The following is a 21,349-nucleotide window of genomic DNA, read 5'->3' on the forward strand; positions in this document are numbered from 1 at the left end:
TGCCCGTGTATCGGTTTGATCACGCGAACGGCGCACCGCCGACCTCGGTTCCGGCGGGAACCGCGGTCGGCGGCTGGTTCAGCGGATGGTGACCTGGCGGCCGCGCAGGCCGTCGCGGGCGCGGCGCTCGGCGGCGTTCAGTGGCTCGTCGTCCAGCGACGCGAGGGCCTCGGTCAGCCGCCGCCCCATCGCCGCGGCAGGCTCGTCCCACTCGCGCGCGTGCTTCTCGCGGTCCAGGTCCCACACCGGGACCAGCAGGCCGTGCGCGCGGAACGATCCGGCGTACCGGCTGTCCTCGCCGAGGGAGAGCTCACCGCGCGCGGACAGCCGGGCGAGCGCCGCCAGCAGCTGCTCCTCCGGCTCCGGGCGCACCCACCGCAGGTGGGCCTTCTCCCCGGCGTCCACCCAGTAGGCCGACCGCACGCCCTCGGCGGTCAGCCGGTCGGTCGGCATGATCGCCGCGTTCGCCCGCTCCAGGGACAGCGCCACCTCTCCGGTCGGCTCCACGTCCTCCGGCAGCCACCAGGAGAAGTCCGGGTGCAGCTCGACCTCCAGGCCGGCGTCCGGGTCGAGCAGGTCCTGCAGGCGGGTCGGCACCGTGCCGACCTCGGCGGTCTCCGGCCCCACCACCGACAGGGACTGGCCGGGTTCGGCGGCCCGCACCCACTCCACCGCGCGGGCGAGATCCCGGCTGATATCACCGGAATGGGTCTGCACCTGGAGGCCGACGAACGACTTGTCGTCGTTGCGGCGCAGGGCCGCCGCGGCCATCGGCAGCACGGTCGCGAGGGTGACCTCGCCCTCCTCGCGCAGCGGCAGTCGTGCCGTCGCCGACGGCACGAACTCGCGCAGCGCGACCAGTTCGCATTCCGCGGCCAGCCCCTCGAAGGGCCTGGTCACGATCACGTCCGCGGCCCCGCCGGCGGCGCCGTGGCATGCCTTGTAGCGCTTGCCGGAACCGCATGGGCAGGGCTGCCGCGGCTTGATCCCGGTGTCCGCTGGAGGCTTCGTTGCGGTTCGCTTCGACACTGCGGGTCCCCTTACTCGCGGTTACTTCACCGTGACGCTACCGAACTGCCCGTTCCCCGATTCAGCCAGGTGGACGCGGGTGGCGGCGGGTGAGTTGGTGGCCACGAACCGCACTCCGGCGCGGTGGCAGAGAGCGACGTCGGCCGGGTCGTCCACAGTCCAACAGTAGGTGTCGCGGCCGCTCGCGGCGGCCCGGGCGACGAAATCGGGGTCGCGGCGCAGCAGCCGGATGTCCGGCCCGGCGAGGTCCGCCCATGGCGGCAGCTCGCCGGAGCGCCAACCGCTGCGGAACCGGTCGAACAGCAGCACCGTCGGGATCCGCGGCGCAGCCTTCCGGAAGCGGCGCACCGCGGACTGGGAGAACGACATCATCAGCACCTGCGACTTCTCCCGGTCCACCGGCGCGGCCAGGCCGTGGCGGGCCAGCAGGGCGACGAGCTTGTGCTCCACCAGCCCGCCGTAGCGGACGGGGTGCTTGGTCTCGATGAACAGCCGGACGTCGCGCGCGGTGTCGCGGACCAGGCCGAGCAGTTCGTCGAGGGTGAGCACGCCGTGCTCGCTGTTGTCCGGCGGCGGGCGGAGCAGGTCGTCGGCGGATTCGGGGAATTCACGGTGCCAGCCGCCGAAGTCGAGCGCGGACATCGCGGCGACGGTCAGTTCGCTGACGACGCCGCGGCCGCTGGAGGTGCGGTCGATACGACGGTCGTGCACGCACACGAGGTGTCCGTCACGGCTGACGCGGATATCGCATTCGAGAGCGTCGGCGCCCTGCTCGAGAGCCAGTTCGTAGGCAGCCCGGGTGTGCTCGGCACGGTGCGCGGAAGCCCCCCGGTGCGCAACGACGTCGGGGGTCGGCTGTGGCACGCGGCCCATTATGCGGGCGGCACCGGCTCCGCGCCGTCAGGTGTGACATAACGCTGAAATTCACCCTGGCCGGGGAACGTCGGGTCAGCGGGGGGCGGTGCTCGGGCGGGGCGCCCGCGGCGGCGGTGGCGCCGCGCGGACCGCGCGCACCCACAGGTGCCTGAGCTCGGTCGGGTTCACCGGGAGCAGCAGGCGGTTGAGGTACCTGATCACCCGGACGGTCAGCATCGCGAGGACCGCGACGAGGGCGTCGTTGAGCGCGTGCAGCACCACGCCGTCGGCCAGCGCCTGCACGCCGGTGCGGAATCCCCACGCGAAGGTGAACCAGCCCAGCAGCAGGGTCGCCGTCCACGTCACCCACCAGAACCGCACCAGCAGCGTCGGGTACGGTCGCGCACCGCGCTCCCGCTCGCCCTCCGCGGCCAGCACCGTGTGCTCCAGCTCGGCCAGGGCCGACCCGGGCACCAGCAGGTTGAGCCCGGGCACGAGCACGCCCACCACGACCTGCCAGTCCGGGCGGGCGTTGCGCACCCCGATGCGCTGCGCCGCCGCTGCCCGCGCCCGCAGCGCCCACAGCACCACGAACAGGCCGCTGAACGCACCGAGCGGCCACAGGATCAGGCCGGTCGTGCCGACCAGGGCGTCGGAGATCGCCAGCACCGTGCGCGACAGCGCCTGGCTGCGGCTGATCAGCAGCAGGACGTAGCGCCAGCCCTCGGCGAAGGCGGCCAGGCCCGCCACCCCGGCGGTGATCCACAGCGTCGCGACCGCGGTCGCGCCGGTCGCCTCGGCACGGCGCGCCGGATCGCCCTGCTGCTGCACCGGCAGGGCCAGCGGCCACCGCCACGCCAACAGCGGGAAGCCCCAGCGCGGCACGGCCGGGTAGGCGGGCGGACCGGTGTAGCGGCGCGCCCGCCGCGGCGGCCGGACGGGGCGCGGCCCACCCGGCGGAGTGGCGACCCACTCCACCCGGGCGGGCGGAACTCGGCTGCTCACAGCACGTACGGCTCGCCGTCGGCGTCGTCGGAAACCAGCGGACGGCCGAGGGCCGCCCACCCGTTCATGCCGCGCTCGACGTTGACCGCGTCCCAGCCGTTGGCGTTGAGGTACGCGGTGACCTTGGCCGACCGGCCGCCGGAGCGGCAGATCACGTAGAGCTGGTCGGCCTCCGGGATCTCGTCGAGCCGCTGCACGAGCTCGCTCATCGGGATGTGCACGGCGCCGGGCGCGTGCCCCGCCTGCCACTCGTTGGCCTCGCGGACGTCGAGGAGCACGCTGCCCGCCGGCAACTGCACGGGCAGCTCCTCGGGCTGCACGCCGGGCACCTGATGACCGGGAACTGGGGTAGTCACGCACCCGATGCTGCCACGCGGCGCGTACCAGCGGTGTGAGGGTCGTGTCGGCCCGGCGCTGACCAGGCAGGACGCGAGGTCGTTTCGGGGTTGCTCACGCTTTCGGAGGGAACTTCGGCGGGAAGACCGGTTTCAAGATCATTACGTGCCACAGTGGGCTGCGGTTGATCCAGCCGCCGACCGAAGGGGGACCCCCATGTCATGTCGAGCCATTCTCCGCTGGCCGAACGGCAGTCCGTGGGGACATCTGGCCACCGTCGGCCACGACGGCGGGCTGCCGCGCTTCGCCGGGTTCGTGCGGATGGACGATCCCCGGGTGCGTGCCCTGCTGGACCGCGTTTCGGTCCGGCACGTCGACGGCGACATGCTCGAGGTGCACTTCACGACCGAGTCCGAGCTGCCCACCGTGCACGACAGGGCGCCCCGCCCGGCGCACGGCCGGACAGGGCGCCCGTCACCCACGAGAACGTGATCAGTGCGAGACGGCCTTCTCCGCACCGGCGCCGGTCAGCGACCGGACCTCCATCTCGGCGTACTTCGCGTCGTTGAACGGCTCCTTGCTCAGCACCGTGCCCAGGTAGCCGAGCAGGAACGACACCGGGATCGACACCAGCCCCGGGTTCTTCAGCGGGAAGAACGCGAAGTCCAGCGACGGGAACATGGCGGTGTCGCTACCGGACACCGCGGGCGAGAACACGATGAGGCCGATCGTGACCGCCAGACCGCCGTAGATGCTCCACAGCGCGCCGGTCGTGTTGAACCGCTTCCAGAACAGCGAGTACAGCAGCGTCGGCAGGTTCGCCGAGGCGGCGACGGCGAAGGCCAGCGCCACCAGGAACGCCACGTTCTGCCCGTTGGCCGCGATGCCGCCGAGGATCGACACCACGCCGATGACCACCGCGGTGATCCGGGCGACCCGAACCTCCTGGGCCTTGTCGTCGACCGCGCCCTTCTTGACCACGTTGGCGTAGATGTCGTGCGCGAAGGAGGCCGACGCGGTGATGGTCAGCCCGGCGACGACCGCGAGGATCGTCGCGAACGCCACCGCGGAGATGAAGCCGAGCAGCAGCGGGCCGCCGAGCTCCAGCGCCAGCAGCGGCGCCGCCGAGTTCACCCCGCCCGGGGCCTTCTTGATCACATCCGGCCCGACCAGCGCCCCAGCGCCGTAGCCCAGGACCAGCGTGAACAGGTAGAACAGGCCGATCAGCCAGATCGCCCAGACCACCGAGCGACGGGCCTCCTTGGCGGTGGGCACGGTGTAGAACCGCATCAGCACGTGCGGCAGACCGGCGGTGCCGAGCACCAGCGCGATGCCGAGCGAGACGAAGTCCAGCTGGGTGATGCCGGTCTTGCCGTACTGGGCGCCCGGGTTGAGCACCTTCTCACCGGCGATCTCGGCCGCCGAGCCGAGCAGCCCGGACAGGTTGAAGCCGTACCGGCCCAGCACCCACACCGTCATCACGAAGGCGCCGGCGATGAGCAGCGTGGCCTTGATGATCTGCACCCACGTGGTGCCGCGCATGCCGCCGACCAGCACGTACAGGATCATCAGCGCACCGACGACGGCGATCACCACGGCCTGCCCGGCCTTGCTGGTGATACCCAGCAGTAGCGCGACCAGACCACCGGCACCGGCCATCTGCGCCAGCAGGTAGAAGAACGTCACCGCCAGGGTGGACAGCGACGCGGCGGTGCGCACCGGCCGTTCCTTCATCCGGAAGCTGAGCACGTCGCCCAGCGTGTACTTGCCGGTGTTGCGCAGCAGTTCCGCGACCAGCAGCAGCGCCACCAGCCAGGCGACCAGGAAGCCGATCGAGTACAGGAACCCGTCGTAGCCGTAGACCGCGATGGCCCCGGCGATGCCGAGGAACGAGGCGGCCGACAGGTAGTCACCGGCGATCGCGACACCGTTCTGCGGGCCGGTGAACGCGTGCCCGGCCGCGTAGTAGTCCGACGCGGTCCTGGTGTTGCGGCTCGCCCGGAAGACGATGACCAGGGTGACCGCGACGAACAGCGCGAAGATCCCGATGTTCAGCAGCGCGTTGTCGGAGGTGTCGCCCTGCGCCTGGGCGAGCGGGGACAGTGCGGCGATCACTTCGTGCCTCCCTCGACCACGTTCTGCTTGGCCGCGTCGGCCTCGTCCTTCTCGGTGACGTGCTCGGCGGCGTCCTTCTCGGCGGCGTCGGCGTCAGCCGCCTTCTCCTCGGCCGCGTCGGCGTCAGCCGGGTTCTTCTCGGCGGCGTCGGCGGTCTCGGCCGGGCCGTCGACAGAGGAGCCCTCGACGGTGCCCCTGATCTGCTCGGCGACCGGGTCGAGGTTCCGATTCGCGTACCGCACGTACCAGGTGGTGATGGCGAACGTGGACACGAACTGCAGCAGGCCCAGCATCAGGCCGACGTTGATGTTGCCGACCAGCTTGGTGCTCATGAAGCCGTGCGCGTAGTCGGCGAGCAGCACGTAGACCAGGTACCAGGCCAGGAACAGTGCCGAGACCGGGAAGACGAAGGTGCGCAGTTTGCGCCGCAGGGCGGCGAATTCGGGGCTGCTCTGCGCTGCGGCCCAGGTTTCGGCGTCCATACCGGACCCGGACCTGCTGTGGTCCGTGGCGCTCACGGCTCTCCTCCCACAACACAAGGCTCCGCCCCGGGTGACCGGACGGGAGCCCGCTGACCAGTTCAACGCGGGAACGCTACGTATTTCAACGACAGCTGTGAAGGCCCGTTGGGAGTACGCAAGCTAACGATCGAGTGAAGCTGAAAATCCAACTGTTGGCATCGAATTGCACCAATTTCGCAGCTTTTCACTCGTTCGTCCTATTGGACGGCGCACGCCAAACGTCGTGTTGATCGATCGTATTTCGGGATCAACACGATTGCGTCAAAATATCCGGCGCTCGCTCACGTCCGGCGCTCGTGGCGGCCTCGGGTCGGCCGCTGCTCCGGCGCGCTCGCCGACAGCCGCGTGTCCAGGAACCCGAGCCGATCGGGCGCGTGCAACCGCAGCATCACGCGCCCCACCCCGGCGGGCACCCGGGCCTTGGTCGCCAGGCTCACCACGTACGTCACCGCGAACGCGATCGGCACCGTCACCAGCGCGGGCTGCCCGGCCAGCGTTGCCCACCAGGTGCCCGCATCCCCGGCCACGTGCGTCACCACCACCGCGACCAGCACCAGGCTGCCGCCCACCACCATGCCGCAGGCCGCGCCCGCGGCGGTGAGCCCGCGCCACCAGATGCCCAGCACCAGCACCGGGCAGAACGTGGACGCGGACATCGCGAACGCCAACCCCACGCTGCGCGTCACGTCGTAATTCTCCGTGGGCAACGCCAGCAGCGCCGGGACGAGGCAGGCCAGCACCGCCAGCAGCCGGAAGTCCAGCGTCCAGCCGCCCAGCGCATCCCGCGACGACAGCACGCCCGCCACGCTGATCACCAGCCCGGACGACGTGGACAGAAACGCCGCGAAAGCCCCCGCGGCGGTGATCGCCGCCAGCAGGCCCCCCACCCAGTTACCCAGCATCGCGTGCGGCAGCAGCAGGACCGCCGCGTCGGCCTCACCGGTGACCAGCAGCTGCGGCACGAACAGCCGGGAAAGCAGCCCGAAGATCGTCGGGAACAGATAGAACGCACCGAGCATCGCCAGCACGTAGAACGTGGTCCGGCGGGCGCCGGTGCCGCTCGGGTTGGTGTAGAAGCGGGCCAGCACGTGCGGCAGGCCCATCGTGCCCAGGAAGGTGGCGACCAGCACCGAGTACGTCTCCAGCAGGCCGGAGATCCCGTCGTTGCCGGGCCGCAGCCAGCTGGCGTTGTCCGGTTCGGCGTCCACCACGACCGGGACCGCCGCGCCGGCCGGGAAGCGCAGCTCGGTGCCCTCACGCATCGAGTACTCGCCCGGCTGCAGGTACACCGTGTCCCCGCCCTCGGTCAGCCACACCGGTGCGGTGACCCGCAACCGCACGTCGGTGTCGATGCGCACCATGGTGTCCCGCTGGAACACCGGCGGCAGCGGCTGGTCCAGCCCCGGCTGCCGGTCCCCGCCCAGGAACACCAGGAACAGCGCGAAGGCCGGCACCGTGATCGCGAACAGCTCCACCCAGTACTGGAACGCCTGCACCAGGGTGACCGCCCGCAGCGCCCCGGTGGCCACGCAGGTCAGCACCATCACCGCCACCGCGAGAACGCCCACCTGGTACGGAAAACCCACGATCGCCGCCAGCGTCAGCCCGGCCACCTGCAACTGCGGCACCAGGTACAGCAGGCCGATCACCACCACCAGCACGGTGCACAACCAGCGCAGCCGCAGCGAATCCAGCCGCGCCTCGGCGAAGTCCGGCAGCGTGTAGGCGCCGGAGCGGCGCATCGGCGCGGCGACGAACAGCATCAGCGCCAGGTACCCGGCCGCGAAGCCGATCGGGTACCACAGCGCGTCCACGCCCTCCTTGAGCACCAGGCCCGCGACGCCGAGGAACGAGGCCGCCGACAGAAACTCTCCCGAGATCGCCGCGGCGTTGCGCTCCTCGCGCACCAGCTTCCGCGCGGCGGTGAAGTCCGAGGTGGTGTGCGCCGACCGGGAACCCCAGATCCCGATCGCGAAGGTCGCGAGGACGATCAGCACGACACCGAACAGGGACCAGGCGTTCGAGACCATCGCACCGACCTAGCGTCCGTTGTCCACTACTGCTCCACCATGTGGATGAAGTCGCGCTCGTGCCGCTCCGCGCTGCGCATGCACAGATACCCCACCAGCAGCAGGAACGGGTAGGCCAGCACGCCCAGCAGCAGCCACGGCAACCGGATGCCCAGCACCTGGACGTCACCGAGCCCCGGCATCACCCAGAACAGTACGGGTAGGCCGAATAGCGCCACGATGACCAGCCCGGCCAGCAGCAGGGCGCTGCGCAGCTGGACCTTCACCAGGTGCTTGACCAGCACCTCGCCGACGCTGGTCTGCTCCTCCAGTTCCATGATGGTGCGGGCGACCTGCCGGGTCCGGCGGTCGGCGAGCACGACCCGCTTGCGCCGCGGTCGGGGGGTGGTCTCCCCGAGTCTGGCGCGGATGTCGAAGCCGTGGTCGCCGCTCATGTGCCTGGACCGCGGGTCACGACGAGCCCCAGTTCTGCCGCGGCGCGCGCACCAGCCGGTCCTTGAGCTCGCGGGTGTGCCGCCGGCTGACCGGGAGTTCCTTCGGCGGACCGCCGCCGAGCACCACGGAGTAGCCTGACGATGACATGCGCAGCTCGGTGACCAGCGGCAGCGACACCAGATACGAGCGGTGGATCCGCAGGAATCCGGCCTCGGCCCAGCGTTCTTCCAACTGCGCCAGGGGGATTCGCACCAGGTGCGAGCCGTCGGTGGTGTGCAGGCGCGCGTAGTCGCCCTGCGCCTCCACCCAGCGCACGTGTTTGCGCGGGATCATCTTGGTCGTTCCGGCCAGTTCCACCGGGATGACCTCGTCGTCGTCCGGGGCGGCCTCGATCGCACGGGCACCCTTCGCCGCCTGGAGCTTGTTCTTCTCGATGGTGCGCAGCGCCCGGTCGACCCGTTCGGCGTTGGCGGGCTTCATGATGTAGTCCAGCGCCCCGACCTCGAATGCCTCCAGCGCGTTCTCCTCGTGCCCGGTGATGAACACCAGGGCCGGCGGGTTGCGGAAGGCGGTGAGCACCCGGGCCAGTTCCATCCCGCTGAGCCCCGGCATGGACACGTCCGCAAACACGGCGTCCACAATGGACTCATCCTGGTCCCGGCGGCCGATCAGCTCCGGATCATCGCTGCGCAGCAACCGCAGTGCCTCGGCCGCGTCGAAGGCGGTCAGCACCCGCCCGACCCTCGGGTTGTTGCCGAGCAGGTACTTCATCTCGTCCAGCCCGGCCATCTCGTCGTCGACGGCCAGGACGACGAGCCCCCCGGAACTCTCTCGCGTACTCACAGCATCGCCACATCCTGCCGCGCCCACCGCGCACCGTCCATGAGCGGGCGTACCTCCCACCCGCCGGGGCGCAGCGCCGCGTCCAGTCCAACAAGTGAGATATCAGTCACGCCCGCCAACAAAACTAGTTGTTCACGGAACGCGCAGGACAGCAGGGGGTGCGAGGCGCAGAATCCGGCTCAATGGATCGATTTTTCGTCCAAACGGCCGATCAAGTCGCGGCCGAATGAGTGACGCGAACCCGACGTGATCCACGCAGCCCCGAACACGCCGGTTACGGTCCGCTCGGTCAGAGCCCGAACCGGTTCCACAGGGCGCGGTGCTCCAACGCCTCCACCGCGGAGAGCACTCCATCAGCCACGGCACCGCGGCCGAACCGCACCGACGACGCGACGCCCAGCCGCGCCAGCAACGGCTTGCGCGACTCCACCGTCGTCAGGTGCGCGTCCGGGAACTTACGCTTCACCACCTCGCGCAGCGTGCCCAGGCCGTCGACCAGACCCAGGGACTCGGCTTTCGCGCCCGTCCACACCTCGCCGGAGAACAGCTCCTCGTCCGAGCCGTTCAGCCGGGAACCGCGGCGCTTGCGCACCCACTCGCGGAACTGCTCGTGCAGCTCGTCCTGCAGGCCCCGCAACCACCGCACGTCCTCCTCCTTCTCCGGGCGGAACGGGTCCAGCCGGACCTTGTGCTCACCGGCGGCGTGCACCCGGCGCTCCACGCCGATCTTCGCCAGCAGGCCGTCCAGCCCGAAGCTCGCGCTGACCACGCCCACGGACCCGACCATCGACGTCGGGTGCGCGTAGATCTCGTCCGCCGCGCACGCCAGCCAGTAGCCGCCGGAGGCCGCGACATCCTCGCAGAACGCCAGCACCGGCACCTGCTTCTCCTCGGCCAGGCCGCGGATCCGGTCGGCCACCAGCGCCGACTGGGTCGCGGCGCCGCCCGGGGAGTTGATCGACAGCGCCACGGCGCTCAGCCGGTCGTGCCCGAAGGCGCGCGTCAGCGCGGTTTCCACGGTCTGCAGCGAGATCATCGGCCGGGTCATCGGCGACGGCGTCGGGGTGATGACGCCGTGCAGCTTGACCACGGCCACCACCGGCCCGCGCTCGGCACGCTCGGCCAGCTTGCCGGGCAGCTTCGCGGACAGCTTCCCGGTCAACAGGTCGGTGAACTTCTGTGGCGCCTTCTCGTCCATGCCACGACGTTACCGGCTCGGCTGCGGCTCGGCCGCCAGCCCGACCCCCGGCTCGTCGATCGACTGCGGCGGCACCGGCCGCACGCCCGGCGCGAACTTGGGAACCCGCATGATGACCTTCATGCCCGCCCCCTTCTCGGTCTCCACGACCAGCCCGTAGTCGTTGCCGAAGGTGGCCCGCATCCGGTTGTTGATGTTGCCCAGGCCCACGTGGGCACCGGTGAGGTGCGCGTTGGTCAGCTCCGCGTCGAGCCGCTCCGGGTCCATCCCGATGCCGTCGTCGTCGACGCTGATCAACGCCTCCGTGCCGCGGTCCTCGGCGATCACCGTGACCGTGCCGCCGCCGGGCTTGTTCGCCAACCCGTGCCGGACCGCGTTCTCCACCAGCGGCTGCAGCGCCAGGAACGGCACCACCACCGGCAGCACCTCGGGCGCGATCTTGAGCTGCACCTTCAGCCGGTCCGGGCCGAACCGGGCCCGCTCCAGCGTCAGGTATCGGTCGATGTTGCGGATCTCGTCGGCCAGCGTGGTGTAGAGGCCGCTGGTGCGGAACGAGTAGCGGGTGAAGTCGGCGAACTCCTGCAGCAGGTCCCGCGCGTGCTCCGGGTCGGTGCGGATGAGCGAGCCGATGGTGTTCAGCGCGTTGTAGATGAAGTGCGGGGAGATCTGCGCCCGCAGCGCCCGGACCTCCGCCTTGGCCAGCCGCTCCTTGGACTCCTGCAGCTCGGCCAGCTCCAGCTGGGTGGACACGTGGTTGGCGACCTCGGCGGCGGCCCGCAGCAGCCGCTTGCGGTCGCCGGCCGCGATCACCGCCAGGGCGCCGCGGTTCTCGCCCTCGACCTCCAGCGGGACGACGACCGCGTGCCGCATCGGGCATGGCCGCTGGTCGCAGGTCACGTCGCCGTGGTCGAGGAACTCGCGTTTGCCGGTGCGCAGCACCTGCTCGATCTTGGTCCGCAGGTCCGCGTAGTGGTGGTTGGCTTCGCCGTCCCAGCTGAGTAGGGTGCCATCGGCGTCGATGATGCCGACGGCCACGCAGGCCAGCAGTTCCCGCAGGTGCGGCGCGGTCTTGTCGGCGGACTCCTGGGTCATGCCCTGCCGCAGGTAGGGGGCGGCGCTCGTGACCCGGTGCAGAGCCGCCAGCGTGGCGTCCTCCACAGAGGTGCTGACCCGGCGGGCGCGGCACAGCAGCACGAACATCCCGAGCACGGCGATCGCGGCGAAGGTGGTCAGCACGGTCCGCTCTGTCAACAGCTCCGGCACAACATCAATCTTCAACTACCACAACGCGGGGAATCAAGGCGACTACGCTCAGTGCACAGTTTCCGTCGGTGAGCGGCACCTCGCCCTTCCGTCCAGCGAAAATACGCGGCTCGACCAGCGGCACCGTGCACAACCGACCGAGTTGTCCACAGGTTGTGGACAACTCACTTGAGCAGGCGGGACAGCCGCCGATCGGCGAGCGGTCTGCCCCCGGTCTGGCACGTCGCGCAGTACTGCATCGAGCGATCCGCGAACGACACCTCACGCACCACGTCACCGCACACCGGGCACGGCAACCCGGTACGCCCGTGCACCCGCAGCCCCGACCGCTTCTCCGCCTTCAACCGGGCCGCGTCCTGCCGCAGCGCCCGCTGCACGGCATCCCGCAGGATCTCCCGCATGCTCGCGTGCAACCGCTCGACCGCAGCATCGTCGAGCCGACCCGCCGTCGCGAACGGCGACACCTTCGCGGCGTGCAGGATCTCGTCGGAATAGGCATTGCCGATCCCGGCCAGCGCCGACTGGTCGGTGAGCAGCGTCTTGATCCGCTCCGACCGCCCGGCCAGGATGGTGGCCAACGCGTCCCGGTCCACGTCCACCGCGTCCGGCCCCAGCCTCGCGATCCCCGGCACCTCGTCGGGTGCGGAAACCACCCACACCGCGAGCTTCTTCTGCGTCCCGGCCTCGGTCAGGTCGAAACCCGGACCACCCAGATGCACCCGCAACGCAATCGGCCCCCGTCCCGGCTTCGGCGGCACCGGCGACAACTCGTCCACCCACCGCAACCACCCGGCCCGGGCCAGGTGGCACACCAGGTGCAGCCCGTCGCAGTCCAGATCCAGGAACTTCCCGCGGCGCACCGCACCGGTGACCGGCCGACCATGCAGCTCCGTCCATGGCGGGCTCGCGGTCTTCAACACGCTCATGGACGCCACGTCGACGCGGGCCACGGTGCGGCCCACGGCGTGGTCGCGGAGGTGCTGGGCCAACGCCTCCACCTCGGGGAGTTCCGGCACCACCCCAGTGTGCCGTACGAGCCCGACACACCGGGCCGGCGCAAACTCACTCCACCGGCTGCAGGCCGCCGTTCATGTCCGGCTCCGCGTACAACTCGATGTGCCGCGCCACCTTGGACATCTCCTGGCGCACGCTGACGAACCCGCGCACGACCCCCACCCAGGTCTCCGGCGGGTGCTCGTCCTGGTCGCCGGGCGTCGCCGCGGTGATCGTCCACGGCCGCCGCAGCACCCAGCGCACCGGGAAGAACAGCACCGCCGCCACCAGCAGCAGGACCAGCCAGCCTGGCACCACCACCTCGGCGGGCGTCCACACCACGAACATCACAACCAGGAACACGAACACCGCGCCCATCAGGAACGCGGGCGCCGACCCCCCGTTCACGTCGTGCTCGAACTCGTCCGCCGAAATCGGGTTGGACCACTCCAGGTCCGCCCTGATGGTCCACTCGCGGCCGTCGGAGCCCCGCACCACCCGGTTCATCGTCGCCTCCCCGCCCACCCGGGCTGGTCGCCTCGCCACATGTCTCGCCACTCGACACCGTCGGTCACCGAGCGTGAAGCAACGGTACCGCGCGCGTCATGAGCCTGACGGGTGACAGTCCGCGCCCCGCAGGCTCGTTTCGCGCGACCATTGTCGATCAAGGCGAGCGATCGGGCCAGCCGTCATGACCGCCGCACACACGGGGAGTCCGCCGCCTGCCGGTACGCCTCCCGCAGGCCACGCCGCGCGCGGTGTGCCAGCACCGCGGTCGCGTTCGGCGTCAACCCCAGCTGGCCGGCGATGCTGGCCGGGCGGTGCCCCTCCACTTCCGTGGCCCACAGCACCTCCCGCCACCGAGCGGGCAACCGGTGGAACGCGCGGGCCAGCAACTCGCCCTCCGCCTGCACCGCCTGGTGGTCCCGCTGCCGCGGGGCGTACTCGCCGAGCTGTTCGGAGTTCATCAACTCGTCCCGCCGGGCAGCCGCCCACTCCCCGAGCACCCGCCGCACCACCGTGAGCAGGTAGGTGCGGATCGCGTCCCGCGGCCCATGCCCGGTGCGGACCGCGCGCAACACCCGCATGAACACCTCGGCCACCACGTCATCCACGTCGATGCCCGGCCGCGGCATGCTCAACGCGAACCGCCGCACCGCGGGCGCGTGCCGCCGGTACAGGTCGCCGTAGGCGCGGTCGTCCCCGGCCCGCAGCCGCTCCAGCAACACCCGATCGTCCGACGACAACCCCCCACCGACGACTTCGCTCATCCCCATGTCTCCCCCCAGCCGCCGGACGCCGCACCGCGCGCGCCACCAGCGGACATCGATACCGTGGGACGTGCCCGGACCGCGGTGGTCCCAGGCCCAGCACCCGGAGGTCGACGTGGATCTCGACGAAGCCCTCGCCGTCGTCCGCAAGCAGCACCGCGCCGTCATGAGCACGCTGCGGTCCGATGGAACCCCCCAGATGACCCCGGTGCTGGTCACCACGGACAGCGCCGGGCACGTCACCGTCAGCACTGTCGCTGGCTCCGCCAAAGTGCGCAACCTGCGCCGCCGCCCGCACGCCTGGCTGTGTGTCCTACCCGACCAGTTCTTCGGCCGCTGGATCCAGGTGGAAGGCGACGTGGAGATCGTCGGACTGCCGGACGCCATGCCGCTGCTCGAGGAGTACTACCGCGGCATCTCCGGCGAACACGAGGACTGGAACGCCTACCGGCAGGCCATGCGGGACGAGCACCGGGTGCTGCTGCGGATCACCCCGACCCGCGCGGTGGACTCCCCGACTCGTTAGGGGACCCCCTGTGCGAACGCCCCGCAACGATGGGTTAGAGTAGGCACCAACAGCCCACCGGGGCGGTAAAGATGCGGATGTAGCGCAGTTGGTAGCGCATCACCTTGCCAAGGTGAGGGTCGCGGGTTCGAGTCCCGTCATCCGCTCGGACCAGGAGCCGTGTGCACCGCACACGGCTCCTTCGTCGTTTCTGGGGTGCCCTGCGGTGGGGGCTGGCTCGAGTGGGTCACTCAGGGGGTGGTTGTGGGTCGCTCGTCCTGGGTTTCCAGCCGGAAGCCTATTTTCAGGCCCACCTGGTAGTGGGACAGTTCGTTGTGCTCCACGTGGCCTCTTATTTCTGTCACCTCGAACCAGTCCACGTGTCGCAGCGTTTGGGCTGCTCTGTCCACTGCTTTTCTTATTGCGTCCTCCACTCCTTTTGTCGAGGAGCCCACCACTTCTGTAACTCGGTATACGTTGTCCGACATGGGTTTATGGTTGGGGGTTCCGTTGGGGTTTGCAACTCGGGGGTGTCGGGGTGGTGCACTACGCTGAGGTTCATGCAGATCAACAATGCCGCGGAGCGCGGTCTTGAGTTGTTCGGTTCCGTTGTTCGAGGTGTTCCCGGCGATCAGTGGGGCGTTGCCACGCCCTGTGCCGGGTGGGACGCTCGGGATCTCGTCGGGCACGTGGTCGGCGTTCTGGAGATCGGTGTCTCCGCGATTCGCGGTGGTTCGCTGGGCGGGTCGCTTTCACCGGTTTCCGTCGGGGACGATCCCGTTGGTGCGTGGGAGCGGACCGCCGCTGTTTTTCGGAGCGAGGTGGCCGACGCGGACCTGGACGCCGTTCGGGAAACCGCGCTCGGTGCGCAACCGCTGTCGTTCGCGTTGACCTTCCCGACTTTCGACCTGTTCCTGCACTCGTGGGACCTTGGACGGGCCACCGGGCAGGAGGTTCGCATTCCCGACGACGTCGTGTCGTGGATCGACGGTTTTCTCCGGCAGCTCCCGCCGGAGCGGCTGCGCAGCCCGAACACCTTCGGTCCCGAACAACCCGCGCCGGCCGACGCCGATCCCACCACCCGCCTCATGGCGTTCCTCGGCCGATCGGTCTGACCCCCCGGGCCTTGTGCTGCGCCGGCGCCGTGGCGCCGTTGGACCATCTGGGTGAGATCGGTTTCGAGACGTGTGGTTCGAGGCCGATCTGCCCATGCCGAGAAGGCTGCTGGATATCCTCAACCGGCGAAGATCACGACGGCAGTGGGGGAGTTCTTGTCAGGGCGCTGGGATTCGACGCAAGCATGTTCGGCCCGCTCTGCTCCCACGCAGGACTCGCGCCGTAGGAAGGCAGCGAGCAGCGTCTGGTACCGCTGCCCCCCGGTCTGCCATAGGTACTAGCCGAAGCTGGCAACGAAATCTTGGAGCAGTCGTGACGGAAGTCCCAGATATCGAGTCGATGCTCGCTGACCTGAACGAAAAAAGGGAGCGGATGCGCGCGTTGCGTGAAGAAGCAGCGACGAGATATTTCACGGCAACGTCGGAAGATCGTGCTGTATCCGCTCGCGTGGATGGACTGGGAAAGCTGCACGACCTGTCGATACCCGACAGGGAACTACGCTCGGGCCATCCAACTGCGCTCGGTCCGAAGATCGCGTCTGCGATCAACGCAGCACGCACTCAGGCGATCGAGGACTCCAACGCAAGGCTACTAAGAGCCCTGCCTGGTTTTGGGAGCTGAACACCTTTGCAAAAGCTACCATCAGAACAGATCAAGAATGAACTTGCGAATGCCAGAGATCGCTACAACGAAGCGGTCCAACAGACACAGCAGCTTGCCAGCAAGCAGATCAGTATTGATCTGGACAGCGACCTTGGCCAGCTCATATTAACGGCATACGGCCAGTTGGTCGATGTACGACTGAACACCGACCAACTCGCCTTCGCCAACGGACGAAGCCTGGCCACCGCCGTCATGCGCGCCCTCGAACGCGGAGAGGAGGAAGCGCGCCGACTTCGCGAACCCAAGGAACCGAAGGGCTATCTTCGATGACCGATTACAGCGTCGTACCGCAGGCGCTGCGCGCCAACGTGAAGCTTCTTTTCGAGGCAGCAGACGCCTGGGACAGGGCATACCAAGCTTTGTCCGGCAACGAATTGTCCGATGACGACCTCGGTCTTCTCGGTGAACTTTCAGCAGCCACCAAAAATTACAACGCGGCGCTTGCCGAGGCACTCCAGCGGCTCAAGAAGGGACAAGAAGTCCTCGAAAAGGCAGCGAACAGCCTCAAGGCAGTGGCCGATGACTACGAAAGCCGGGACGCCGAGTACTATGAAAAGTTCGGCTACCTCAAGGCAAACATGTAGTTCAGATCTTCGTTAGGAGGAAGCCGTGACCGCGACCATCAATCTGGTTCCTCTTGAACCCTTTCCTGAAGCCGAAGCTCAAAAGGTTCTGGAGTACGCGAAGAAACTCGGCATGGATGGCATAACCGGGATCATAGACATGATCCGAGACCTTTTCGGCCATCCGGAGAACATCCTTGCGCGCATAGAAGCATGGGGCGACGAAGGAAAGCGAGCAATCGATGACTCCATAGATTCGATCACCAACGCAAGAGCGGACCTCAAAGCATACTGGGAAGGCCCCGCATTCGACAGCTTCGGAATTTACATCGATCACCTCGAAAAAGTTTTCACAGGTGCGGCGACCGTGTTCGGCAAGATGAAGGAGCACCTTCAAGACATTGCTTCCACGATGACCGACCTGTACAACCAGGCGATAGGGTTCCTGATCGATTGCGCTGACGCCATCATCCGGGCGACAGGTGGCGTGATCGCGAGCTTCCAAGAGTTCATCATTGGGGTTGCCGAACCGGTCGCCGACGCCATTGCCACCTTCATCACCATTGTGGGCGAGGTTCTCACCGAAGCGAACACCGTAATCCAACAATACCGACAGGCCAGCCAAAACCTCAAGATGGAAATCACCAACCTCAAAGTTCCCGAGACAATCCCATCCTCGTCGGTGGACACCGAGGGCTGGAAAGTCCGAAAGAGGGATTAGTGGGCATGCGGAAGTACTCTCGTTCTGCGCTACCTGGCGTCTTGATCACAACCACACTGCTCGGGGCGTGCACCGCGCAGCCAGCCCCTCCAGATCCATTCACCTCACTACCCGATGTCTGCGGCACGGTCAGCCAGCAAACCCTTCAAGAGATCGTTAGTGGCGCACAGGGCGATTCAGCAGACGGCAGGCGGAGCAAGTCTTGCCACTGGTGGTACCGCCCCAAAGAAACACCCGACCCTCCCCCGCAAGGGGTAATACCGTTCGCGCAGAAATTGGAGATTACGCTTTACCTCCACGAAAATCTGACCAGTCAGGATGACATGAGTGGCGTCGAGATCGCCAAAGCCTCATTTTCCGCCATGCGCAGGAACCGCGACATGGCCAACAAAGGAACAATCAGCGGAATCGGCGACGAGGCTTATGGCGAGTTCAACGACGCGAACGGGTACATCGAGTTCCGGAAAGGAAACGTCACAGCAGACGTGAGCTACCACGGCATTGTCGTGTCACAGCAAGGTTCGACCGGAATGGGGCGAGAAGCAATCCAAGCGGCTCTGACCAAGGCAGCGAACGACGTCACCCAGCACCTTCTGGCGAAGTGAGGACGACATGAGGAAAAAGATTTCCGCGATTGTGGGGAGTGTTGCGACCGCAGCGATGCTCGTCGTCGCCATGAGCAGTTGCGCCCGCAACCCCGGCCTCGATCCCAAGAACGATCGGTACAAGGCATTGCCAGACCTATGTGGTCTCCTCTCGGAAAAGTTCGTGTCAGACATCTTCGGCGGGCGCATCAGCAGCGTGATCTGTTCACGTTCCCCGAGGCTGCGACATGGACGCCGACTACCTGGAGAACGAGCGCGGTGTCCTGTGGCCAGAGTTCCTGTTCGCCCACAAGGCAAGCAGATACGCCTAACCTGGTCCGCGTGTTTCCGAGCGAGCCCGGGTGAGTCGGTCGGCGCCCCCACCCCGGCACCCTCTCGGCAGGCCGCACGTCGCGGCCCAGTACCGCAGCTCGGCACTCAGCTCTGCTCGCCGGGCGTCACGTTGAGGCCGATGGGGCAGGTGACGCCGGTGCCGCTGAGGCGGCAGTAGCCGTTCGGGTTCTTCGCGTCCGAGAGGTACTGCTGGTGGTAGGTCTCGGCATAGTAGAAGCTCTTCAGAGGCGCGATTTCCGTGGTGATCTGGCCGTGGCCTGCTGCGTGCAGGGCGCGTTGGAAGGCTTCCCGGCTGGCTTCGGCTTCCACTCGCTCGTTCTCGTTCTGGTAGTAGATCGCCGAACGGTACTGGGTGCCGATGTCGTTGCCCTGGCGCATGCCCTGGGTCGGGTCGTGGTTCTCCCAGAAGACCTTCAGGACCTGCTGGTAGGTGATCCGGGTCGGGTCGAAGACCACCAGGACCACCTCCGCGTGACCGGTGCGGCCCGTGCAGACCTCCTCGTACGTGGGGTTCGGGGTGAAGCCCCCCGCGTAGCCGACCGCTGTCGACCACACGCCGTCGGTGCGCCAGAACGCGCGCTCCGCGCCCCAGAAGCAGCCCATGCCCACCACGGCCGTGGCCAGGCCGTCGGGGAACGGTGGCACGATCCGGCGGTCCGGGAACACCGTGTGCCGCTCCGCCACCGGCATCGGGGTGTCGCGGCCCGGCAGGGCCTCGGACGCGTCGATCAGCCTGGTCTTGTCACCGAAGAGCGCCATAGCACCGAGAGTACGCGTCGCTCACGGGCGATCCAGCCCGCTGGGACGGCGCTGGGCCGGCCGGGTGTCCTCCTCCGGTACCGGCGGCTCCGGACGCGCGTGGCGACCACCCGCGCGGCGGGCCGGGGGCCGCGAGCCATCCAGATCACGGGACAGCCGCTTCGCCAGCACCGAGTCCTCCGGCACCGGGGCCGCGCGGTCCTCCGGCACCGGGGCCGCGCGCCGACCCGGCGGGAGGTCCACCGCTCGGTGCCTCGCCGGAGGCAGGGGGGCGCGGCCGGTGAGGCGGGAACCGGGCTGCTCCTGCGTGACGCTGTTCACCCGGGCTCCGTCGCCGCGGTCGGCCGGCCCGTCGCGGCGCGTGCCGTTGTCCGGGGCACCGGGGCGCTTCTTCGGCATGCCGCTCGGCGGCGTGGCCGGACGGCGCGCGGTGTCGGCGTCGGGCACTGACGCCGCCGGTGCTTCCGGGCGCACCCGGGTCTCCGCGCCTGGACGCCGGGACCCGCCCGAAGCCGCCAGCCGCTCCGGATCGACCCAGGCCGTCGTCTCCGCGCCCCGGCGCCGCCGCTCGTCCGACGCCACCGGACGTTCCGGACGGATCCGCGCCGACGGTGTGCTCGCATGCCGGGTTCCCCCCGACGCCAGCCGATCCAGGTCCCCCGTGAGCTTCCTCTCGGCACCTCGACGCCGTGGTTCGGCGTCGGCGGTCGCCGGCGGCCGAGGTCGCACGCGCGTGGGCTCCGAGCGCCGTGCTTCCGCGTCGGCGGACGAGGTCGTCCGCCGATCCGGGCGCACTCGTTTGACCGTCGTCTCCCGGGACTGGTCCGAGGCCGGTCCTGGACGGGGTCTGCGGGCCGGTCTCGCCGGTGGACGTTGGTCCTCGGTCGGGCCGGGCTCTGCGGGGCGACGGGGGCTTCGGCCCACTGCTGGAAGGACGGTTGTTTCCTCGGCGTCGGGCTCCCGGCGGGCGTCGTCGGGCTCATCGAGCTCGTCGAGGTCGTCGACGTCGTCGGGCTCGTCGAGGTTTTCCTCGGGCTCTTCCTGCTTCTTCGGCGCCGGGGTCACATAGTGCCGCAGCCGCATCGTGGGTTCTTCGATGAACTTCCAGGAGAGTGTGCCCATCACGTATGCCAGCGGCGCCGCGCACAGCAGCATCAACCACTGGTTGCCGATGCCCGCCATCGCCAGCAGCTGCTGGATCGGGAACCCCCACACGTACACGCCGTAGCTGCCGTTGACCCACAGGCCCGGCACCGTCAGCCGCGCCGGCCAGAAGTGGCCCGCGACCACCACCGCGTAGCTGACCACGAAGGTCATCAGGAACGACGCCGCGATGCTGTTCGGCATCAGGGCCAGCACCGCGATGCCCGCCCCCGCCGCCAGCGGCGACAGCGGGATCCGGTACAGGTTCAACACCACGCCGAAGGCGAAGGCGACCAGGAACGCCACCAACGACTCGATCGGCACGCTCAGGAACGACCCCGCCGACTCCGCACCCGGCAGCTGCTCCAGGTGCCGGTCCCACACCACCAGGCCGACCAGCGCCACCACGGTCAGCCAGCGGTATTTCTGCTTCCCGGCGCCCAGCAGCAGGAGGACGAACAACCCGCCGTAGGCGAGCAGCTCCATCGGCAGCGTCCACAGCGAGCCGTTCACCGCGTTCGGCCACGGGTTGTCCTCGAAGACGCCGGGCAGCTCGTGCTTCAGCGTCAGCAGGCCCGCGTTGTTGACGATGTAGCCCCAGGTGCCGTGCGCGGCGAAATAGTCCCCGACGGACAGCTTGGTCACCATCGGCCCGACGATCAGGGCCATGCCCAACGAGACGGTGAGCATCGGTGGCCACAACCGCAGCACCCGCTTGGCGGCGAACCGGGCCGGGTGGGGGTCGCGCATCCAGCTCTCCGTGATCTGGAAGCCGCTCATCGCGAAGAACCCCATGAGCACGCCCTCGTCGGGCTGCACCGGCCACTCCGGGGGGAACAACTCCCCCGTGCCCACCAGCGGCGAGCTGTGCCCGTAGATGACCAGCATCGCACCGATCATCCGGATCCATGCGAACCCGTGGTGCGGTTCGGCGAACCACTCCGGGCGGGTGTGGACGACCCGCGCGTCACCCACCCAGATCACCCCACCCCGTCATGCCCCCGCCGGAGAAGTCAACGCTGCGTAGCCTAACCCGGTGCCGGAGTG

General features: G+C 68.8%; 24 protein-coding genes, 1 tRNA gene and 1 pseudogene. 9 read left to right on the top strand and 17 right to left on the bottom strand.

Features of this window, described 5'->3' with window-relative positions; all coding sequences use genetic code 11:
• Window positions 1-78 precede the first annotated feature (78 nt).
• The 4 genes from IEY17_RS09535 to IEY17_RS09550 form a co-directional block, all read right to left on the bottom strand.
• Window positions 79-1,029: a DUF5926 family protein gene (locus tag IEY17_RS09535; protein WP_188986955.1), complete on the bottom strand. Its 951-nt coding sequence runs from the start codon at window positions 1,027-1,029 to the stop codon at window positions 79-81.
• 21 nt (window positions 1,030-1,050) lie between these two features.
• Window positions 1,051-1,902: a glycerophosphodiester phosphodiesterase gene (locus IEY17_RS09540; RefSeq protein ID WP_188986956.1), complete on the bottom strand. Its 852-nt coding sequence runs from the start codon at window positions 1,900-1,902 to the stop codon at window positions 1,051-1,053.
• 75 nt (window positions 1,903-1,977) lie between these two features.
• A complete protein-coding gene (locus IEY17_RS09545) occupies window positions 1,978-2,889 on the bottom strand; it encodes a DUF4328 domain-containing protein (RefSeq protein ID WP_229679981.1) in 912 nt (303 codons plus the stop codon).
• Window positions 2,886-3,209, bottom strand: a complete 324-nt coding sequence (locus tag IEY17_RS09550; RefSeq protein ID WP_188987112.1) for a rhodanese-like domain-containing protein — start codon at window positions 3,207-3,209, stop codon at window positions 2,886-2,888. The genes IEY17_RS09545 and IEY17_RS09550 overlap by 4 nt, the downstream gene beginning before the upstream one ends.
• Before the next feature lie 232 nt (window positions 3,210-3,441).
• Here IEY17_RS09550 and IEY17_RS09555 point away from each other — a divergent pair, with 232 nt between their 5' ends.
• Complete coding sequence (locus IEY17_RS09555; protein WP_188986957.1) at window positions 3,442-3,717, top strand: hypothetical protein; 276 nt, start codon at window positions 3,442-3,444, stop codon at window positions 3,715-3,717.
• Here IEY17_RS09555 and IEY17_RS09560 read toward each other — a convergent pair whose 3' ends face one another.
• From IEY17_RS09560 to IEY17_RS09605, 10 genes and pseudogenes are all read right to left on the bottom strand, one after another.
• Window positions 3,718-5,340, bottom strand: a complete 1,623-nt coding sequence (locus IEY17_RS09560) for a solute symporter family protein (protein ID WP_229679982.1) — start codon at window positions 5,338-5,340, stop codon at window positions 3,718-3,720. It lies immediately after the preceding gene.
• A 179-nt stretch (window positions 5,341-5,519) separates the two neighbouring features.
• A pseudogene (locus tag IEY17_RS25305) lies at window positions 5,520-5,822 on the bottom strand (DUF485 domain-containing protein); the annotation flags it as partial.
• A 320-nt stretch (window positions 5,823-6,142) separates the two neighbouring features.
• Complete coding sequence (locus tag IEY17_RS09570) at window positions 6,143-7,891, bottom strand: sodium/solute symporter (protein WP_188986958.1); 1,749 nt, start codon at window positions 7,889-7,891, stop codon at window positions 6,143-6,145.
• Between the two features lie 26 nt (window positions 7,892-7,917).
• Window positions 7,918-8,325, bottom strand: coding sequence for a hypothetical protein (locus tag IEY17_RS09575; RefSeq protein WP_188986959.1), 408 nt, complete (start codon window positions 8,323-8,325; stop codon window positions 7,918-7,920).
• A gap of 16 nt (window positions 8,326-8,341) precedes the next feature.
• Window positions 8,342-9,169 carry a LytR/AlgR family response regulator transcription factor gene (locus tag IEY17_RS09580; RefSeq protein WP_188986960.1) on the bottom strand — a complete coding sequence of 276 codons (828 nt, stop codon included), beginning with the start codon at window positions 9,167-9,169 and terminating at the stop codon, window positions 8,342-8,344.
• A 289-nt stretch (window positions 9,170-9,458) separates the two neighbouring features.
• Window positions 9,459-10,367 carry a S49 family peptidase gene (locus tag IEY17_RS09585; RefSeq protein ID WP_188986961.1) on the bottom strand — a complete coding sequence of 303 codons (909 nt, stop codon included), beginning with the start codon at window positions 10,365-10,367 and terminating at the stop codon, window positions 9,459-9,461.
• 9 nt (window positions 10,368-10,376) lie between these two features.
• Window positions 10,377-11,630: a GAF domain-containing sensor histidine kinase gene (locus IEY17_RS09590; RefSeq protein WP_188986962.1), complete on the bottom strand. Its 1,254-nt coding sequence runs from the start codon at window positions 11,628-11,630 to the stop codon at window positions 10,377-10,379.
• A 164-nt stretch (window positions 11,631-11,794) separates the two neighbouring features.
• Window positions 11,795-12,646 (bottom strand): Fpg/Nei family DNA glycosylase, encoded by an 852-nt coding sequence (locus IEY17_RS09595; protein ID WP_188986963.1) that lies wholly within the window; start codon window positions 12,644-12,646, stop codon window positions 11,795-11,797.
• A 46-nt stretch (window positions 12,647-12,692) separates the two neighbouring features.
• Entirely contained in the window at window positions 12,693-13,130 is a 438-nt protein-coding gene (locus IEY17_RS09600; RefSeq protein WP_188986964.1) for a DUF983 domain-containing protein, read from the bottom strand.
• Between the two features lie 182 nt (window positions 13,131-13,312).
• Complete coding sequence (locus IEY17_RS09605; protein WP_188986965.1) at window positions 13,313-13,894, bottom strand: RNA polymerase sigma factor; 582 nt, start codon at window positions 13,892-13,894, stop codon at window positions 13,313-13,315.
• A gap of 70 nt (window positions 13,895-13,964) precedes the next feature.
• On the opposite strand from IEY17_RS09605, the gene IEY17_RS09610 reads away from it, so the two are divergent.
• Both IEY17_RS09610 and IEY17_RS09615 read left to right on the top strand, forming a co-directional pair.
• Window positions 13,965-14,420: a PPOX class F420-dependent oxidoreductase gene (locus IEY17_RS09610; protein ID WP_308423969.1), complete on the top strand. Its 456-nt coding sequence runs from the start codon at window positions 13,965-13,967 to the stop codon at window positions 14,418-14,420.
• Window positions 14,421-14,493: 73 nt separating this feature from the next.
• Window positions 14,494-14,566, top strand: a tRNA-Gly gene (locus tag IEY17_RS09615).
• Between the two features lie 84 nt (window positions 14,567-14,650).
• Here the strand turns inward: IEY17_RS09615 and IEY17_RS09620 are convergent.
• A complete protein-coding gene (locus tag IEY17_RS09620; protein WP_188986966.1) occupies window positions 14,651-14,887 on the bottom strand; it encodes a dodecin in 237 nt (78 codons plus the stop codon).
• Between the two features lie 72 nt (window positions 14,888-14,959).
• On the opposite strand from IEY17_RS09620, the gene IEY17_RS09625 reads away from it, so the two are divergent.
• From IEY17_RS09625 to IEY17_RS09650, 6 genes are all read left to right on the top strand, one after another.
• On the top strand, window positions 14,960-15,514 hold the full coding sequence (locus tag IEY17_RS09625) for a TIGR03086 family metal-binding protein (protein ID WP_188986967.1): 555 nt from the start codon (window positions 14,960-14,962) through the stop codon (window positions 15,512-15,514).
• 313 nt (window positions 15,515-15,827) lie between these two features.
• Window positions 15,828-16,136, top strand: coding sequence for a YbaB/EbfC family nucleoid-associated protein (locus IEY17_RS09630; protein WP_188986968.1), 309 nt, complete (start codon window positions 15,828-15,830; stop codon window positions 16,134-16,136).
• A 6-nt stretch (window positions 16,137-16,142) separates the two neighbouring features.
• The gene (locus tag IEY17_RS09635; RefSeq protein WP_188986969.1) at window positions 16,143-16,448 is read left to right on the top strand and encodes a hypothetical protein; all 306 of its coding nucleotides are present in this window, start codon (window positions 16,143-16,145) and stop codon (window positions 16,446-16,448) included.
• Window positions 16,445-16,762, top strand: a complete 318-nt coding sequence (locus tag IEY17_RS09640; protein WP_188986970.1) for a hypothetical protein — start codon at window positions 16,445-16,447, stop codon at window positions 16,760-16,762. The genes IEY17_RS09635 and IEY17_RS09640 overlap by 4 nt, the downstream gene beginning before the upstream one ends.
• Before the next feature lie 25 nt (window positions 16,763-16,787).
• Window positions 16,788-17,462 carry a hypothetical protein gene (locus IEY17_RS09645; protein ID WP_229679983.1) on the top strand — a complete coding sequence of 225 codons (675 nt, stop codon included), beginning with the start codon at window positions 16,788-16,790 and terminating at the stop codon, window positions 17,460-17,462.
• A gap of 323 nt (window positions 17,463-17,785) precedes the next feature.
• Complete coding sequence (locus IEY17_RS09650; RefSeq protein WP_188986971.1) at window positions 17,786-18,067, top strand: hypothetical protein; 282 nt, start codon at window positions 17,786-17,788, stop codon at window positions 18,065-18,067.
• A 417-nt stretch (window positions 18,068-18,484) separates the two neighbouring features.
• On the opposite strand, the gene msrA is transcribed toward IEY17_RS09650, so the two are convergent.
• Together msrA and IEY17_RS25765 are read right to left on the bottom strand one after the other, a co-directional pair.
• On the bottom strand, window positions 18,485-19,159 hold the full coding sequence (gene msrA / locus IEY17_RS09655; protein ID WP_188986972.1) for a peptide-methionine (S)-S-oxide reductase MsrA: 675 nt from the start codon (window positions 19,157-19,159) through the stop codon (window positions 18,485-18,487).
• Window positions 19,160-19,180: 21 nt separating this feature from the next.
• Complete coding sequence (locus IEY17_RS25765) at window positions 19,181-21,277, bottom strand: acyltransferase family protein (protein ID WP_188986973.1); 2,097 nt, start codon at window positions 21,275-21,277, stop codon at window positions 19,181-19,183.
• Between the last annotated feature and the right edge of the window lie 72 nt (window positions 21,278-21,349).

Origin of the sequence: Saccharopolyspora thermophila (assembly GCF_014646075.1) — a bacterium.
Lineage (GTDB): Bacteria > Actinomycetota > Actinomycetes > Mycobacteriales > Pseudonocardiaceae > Saccharopolyspora > Saccharopolyspora thermophila.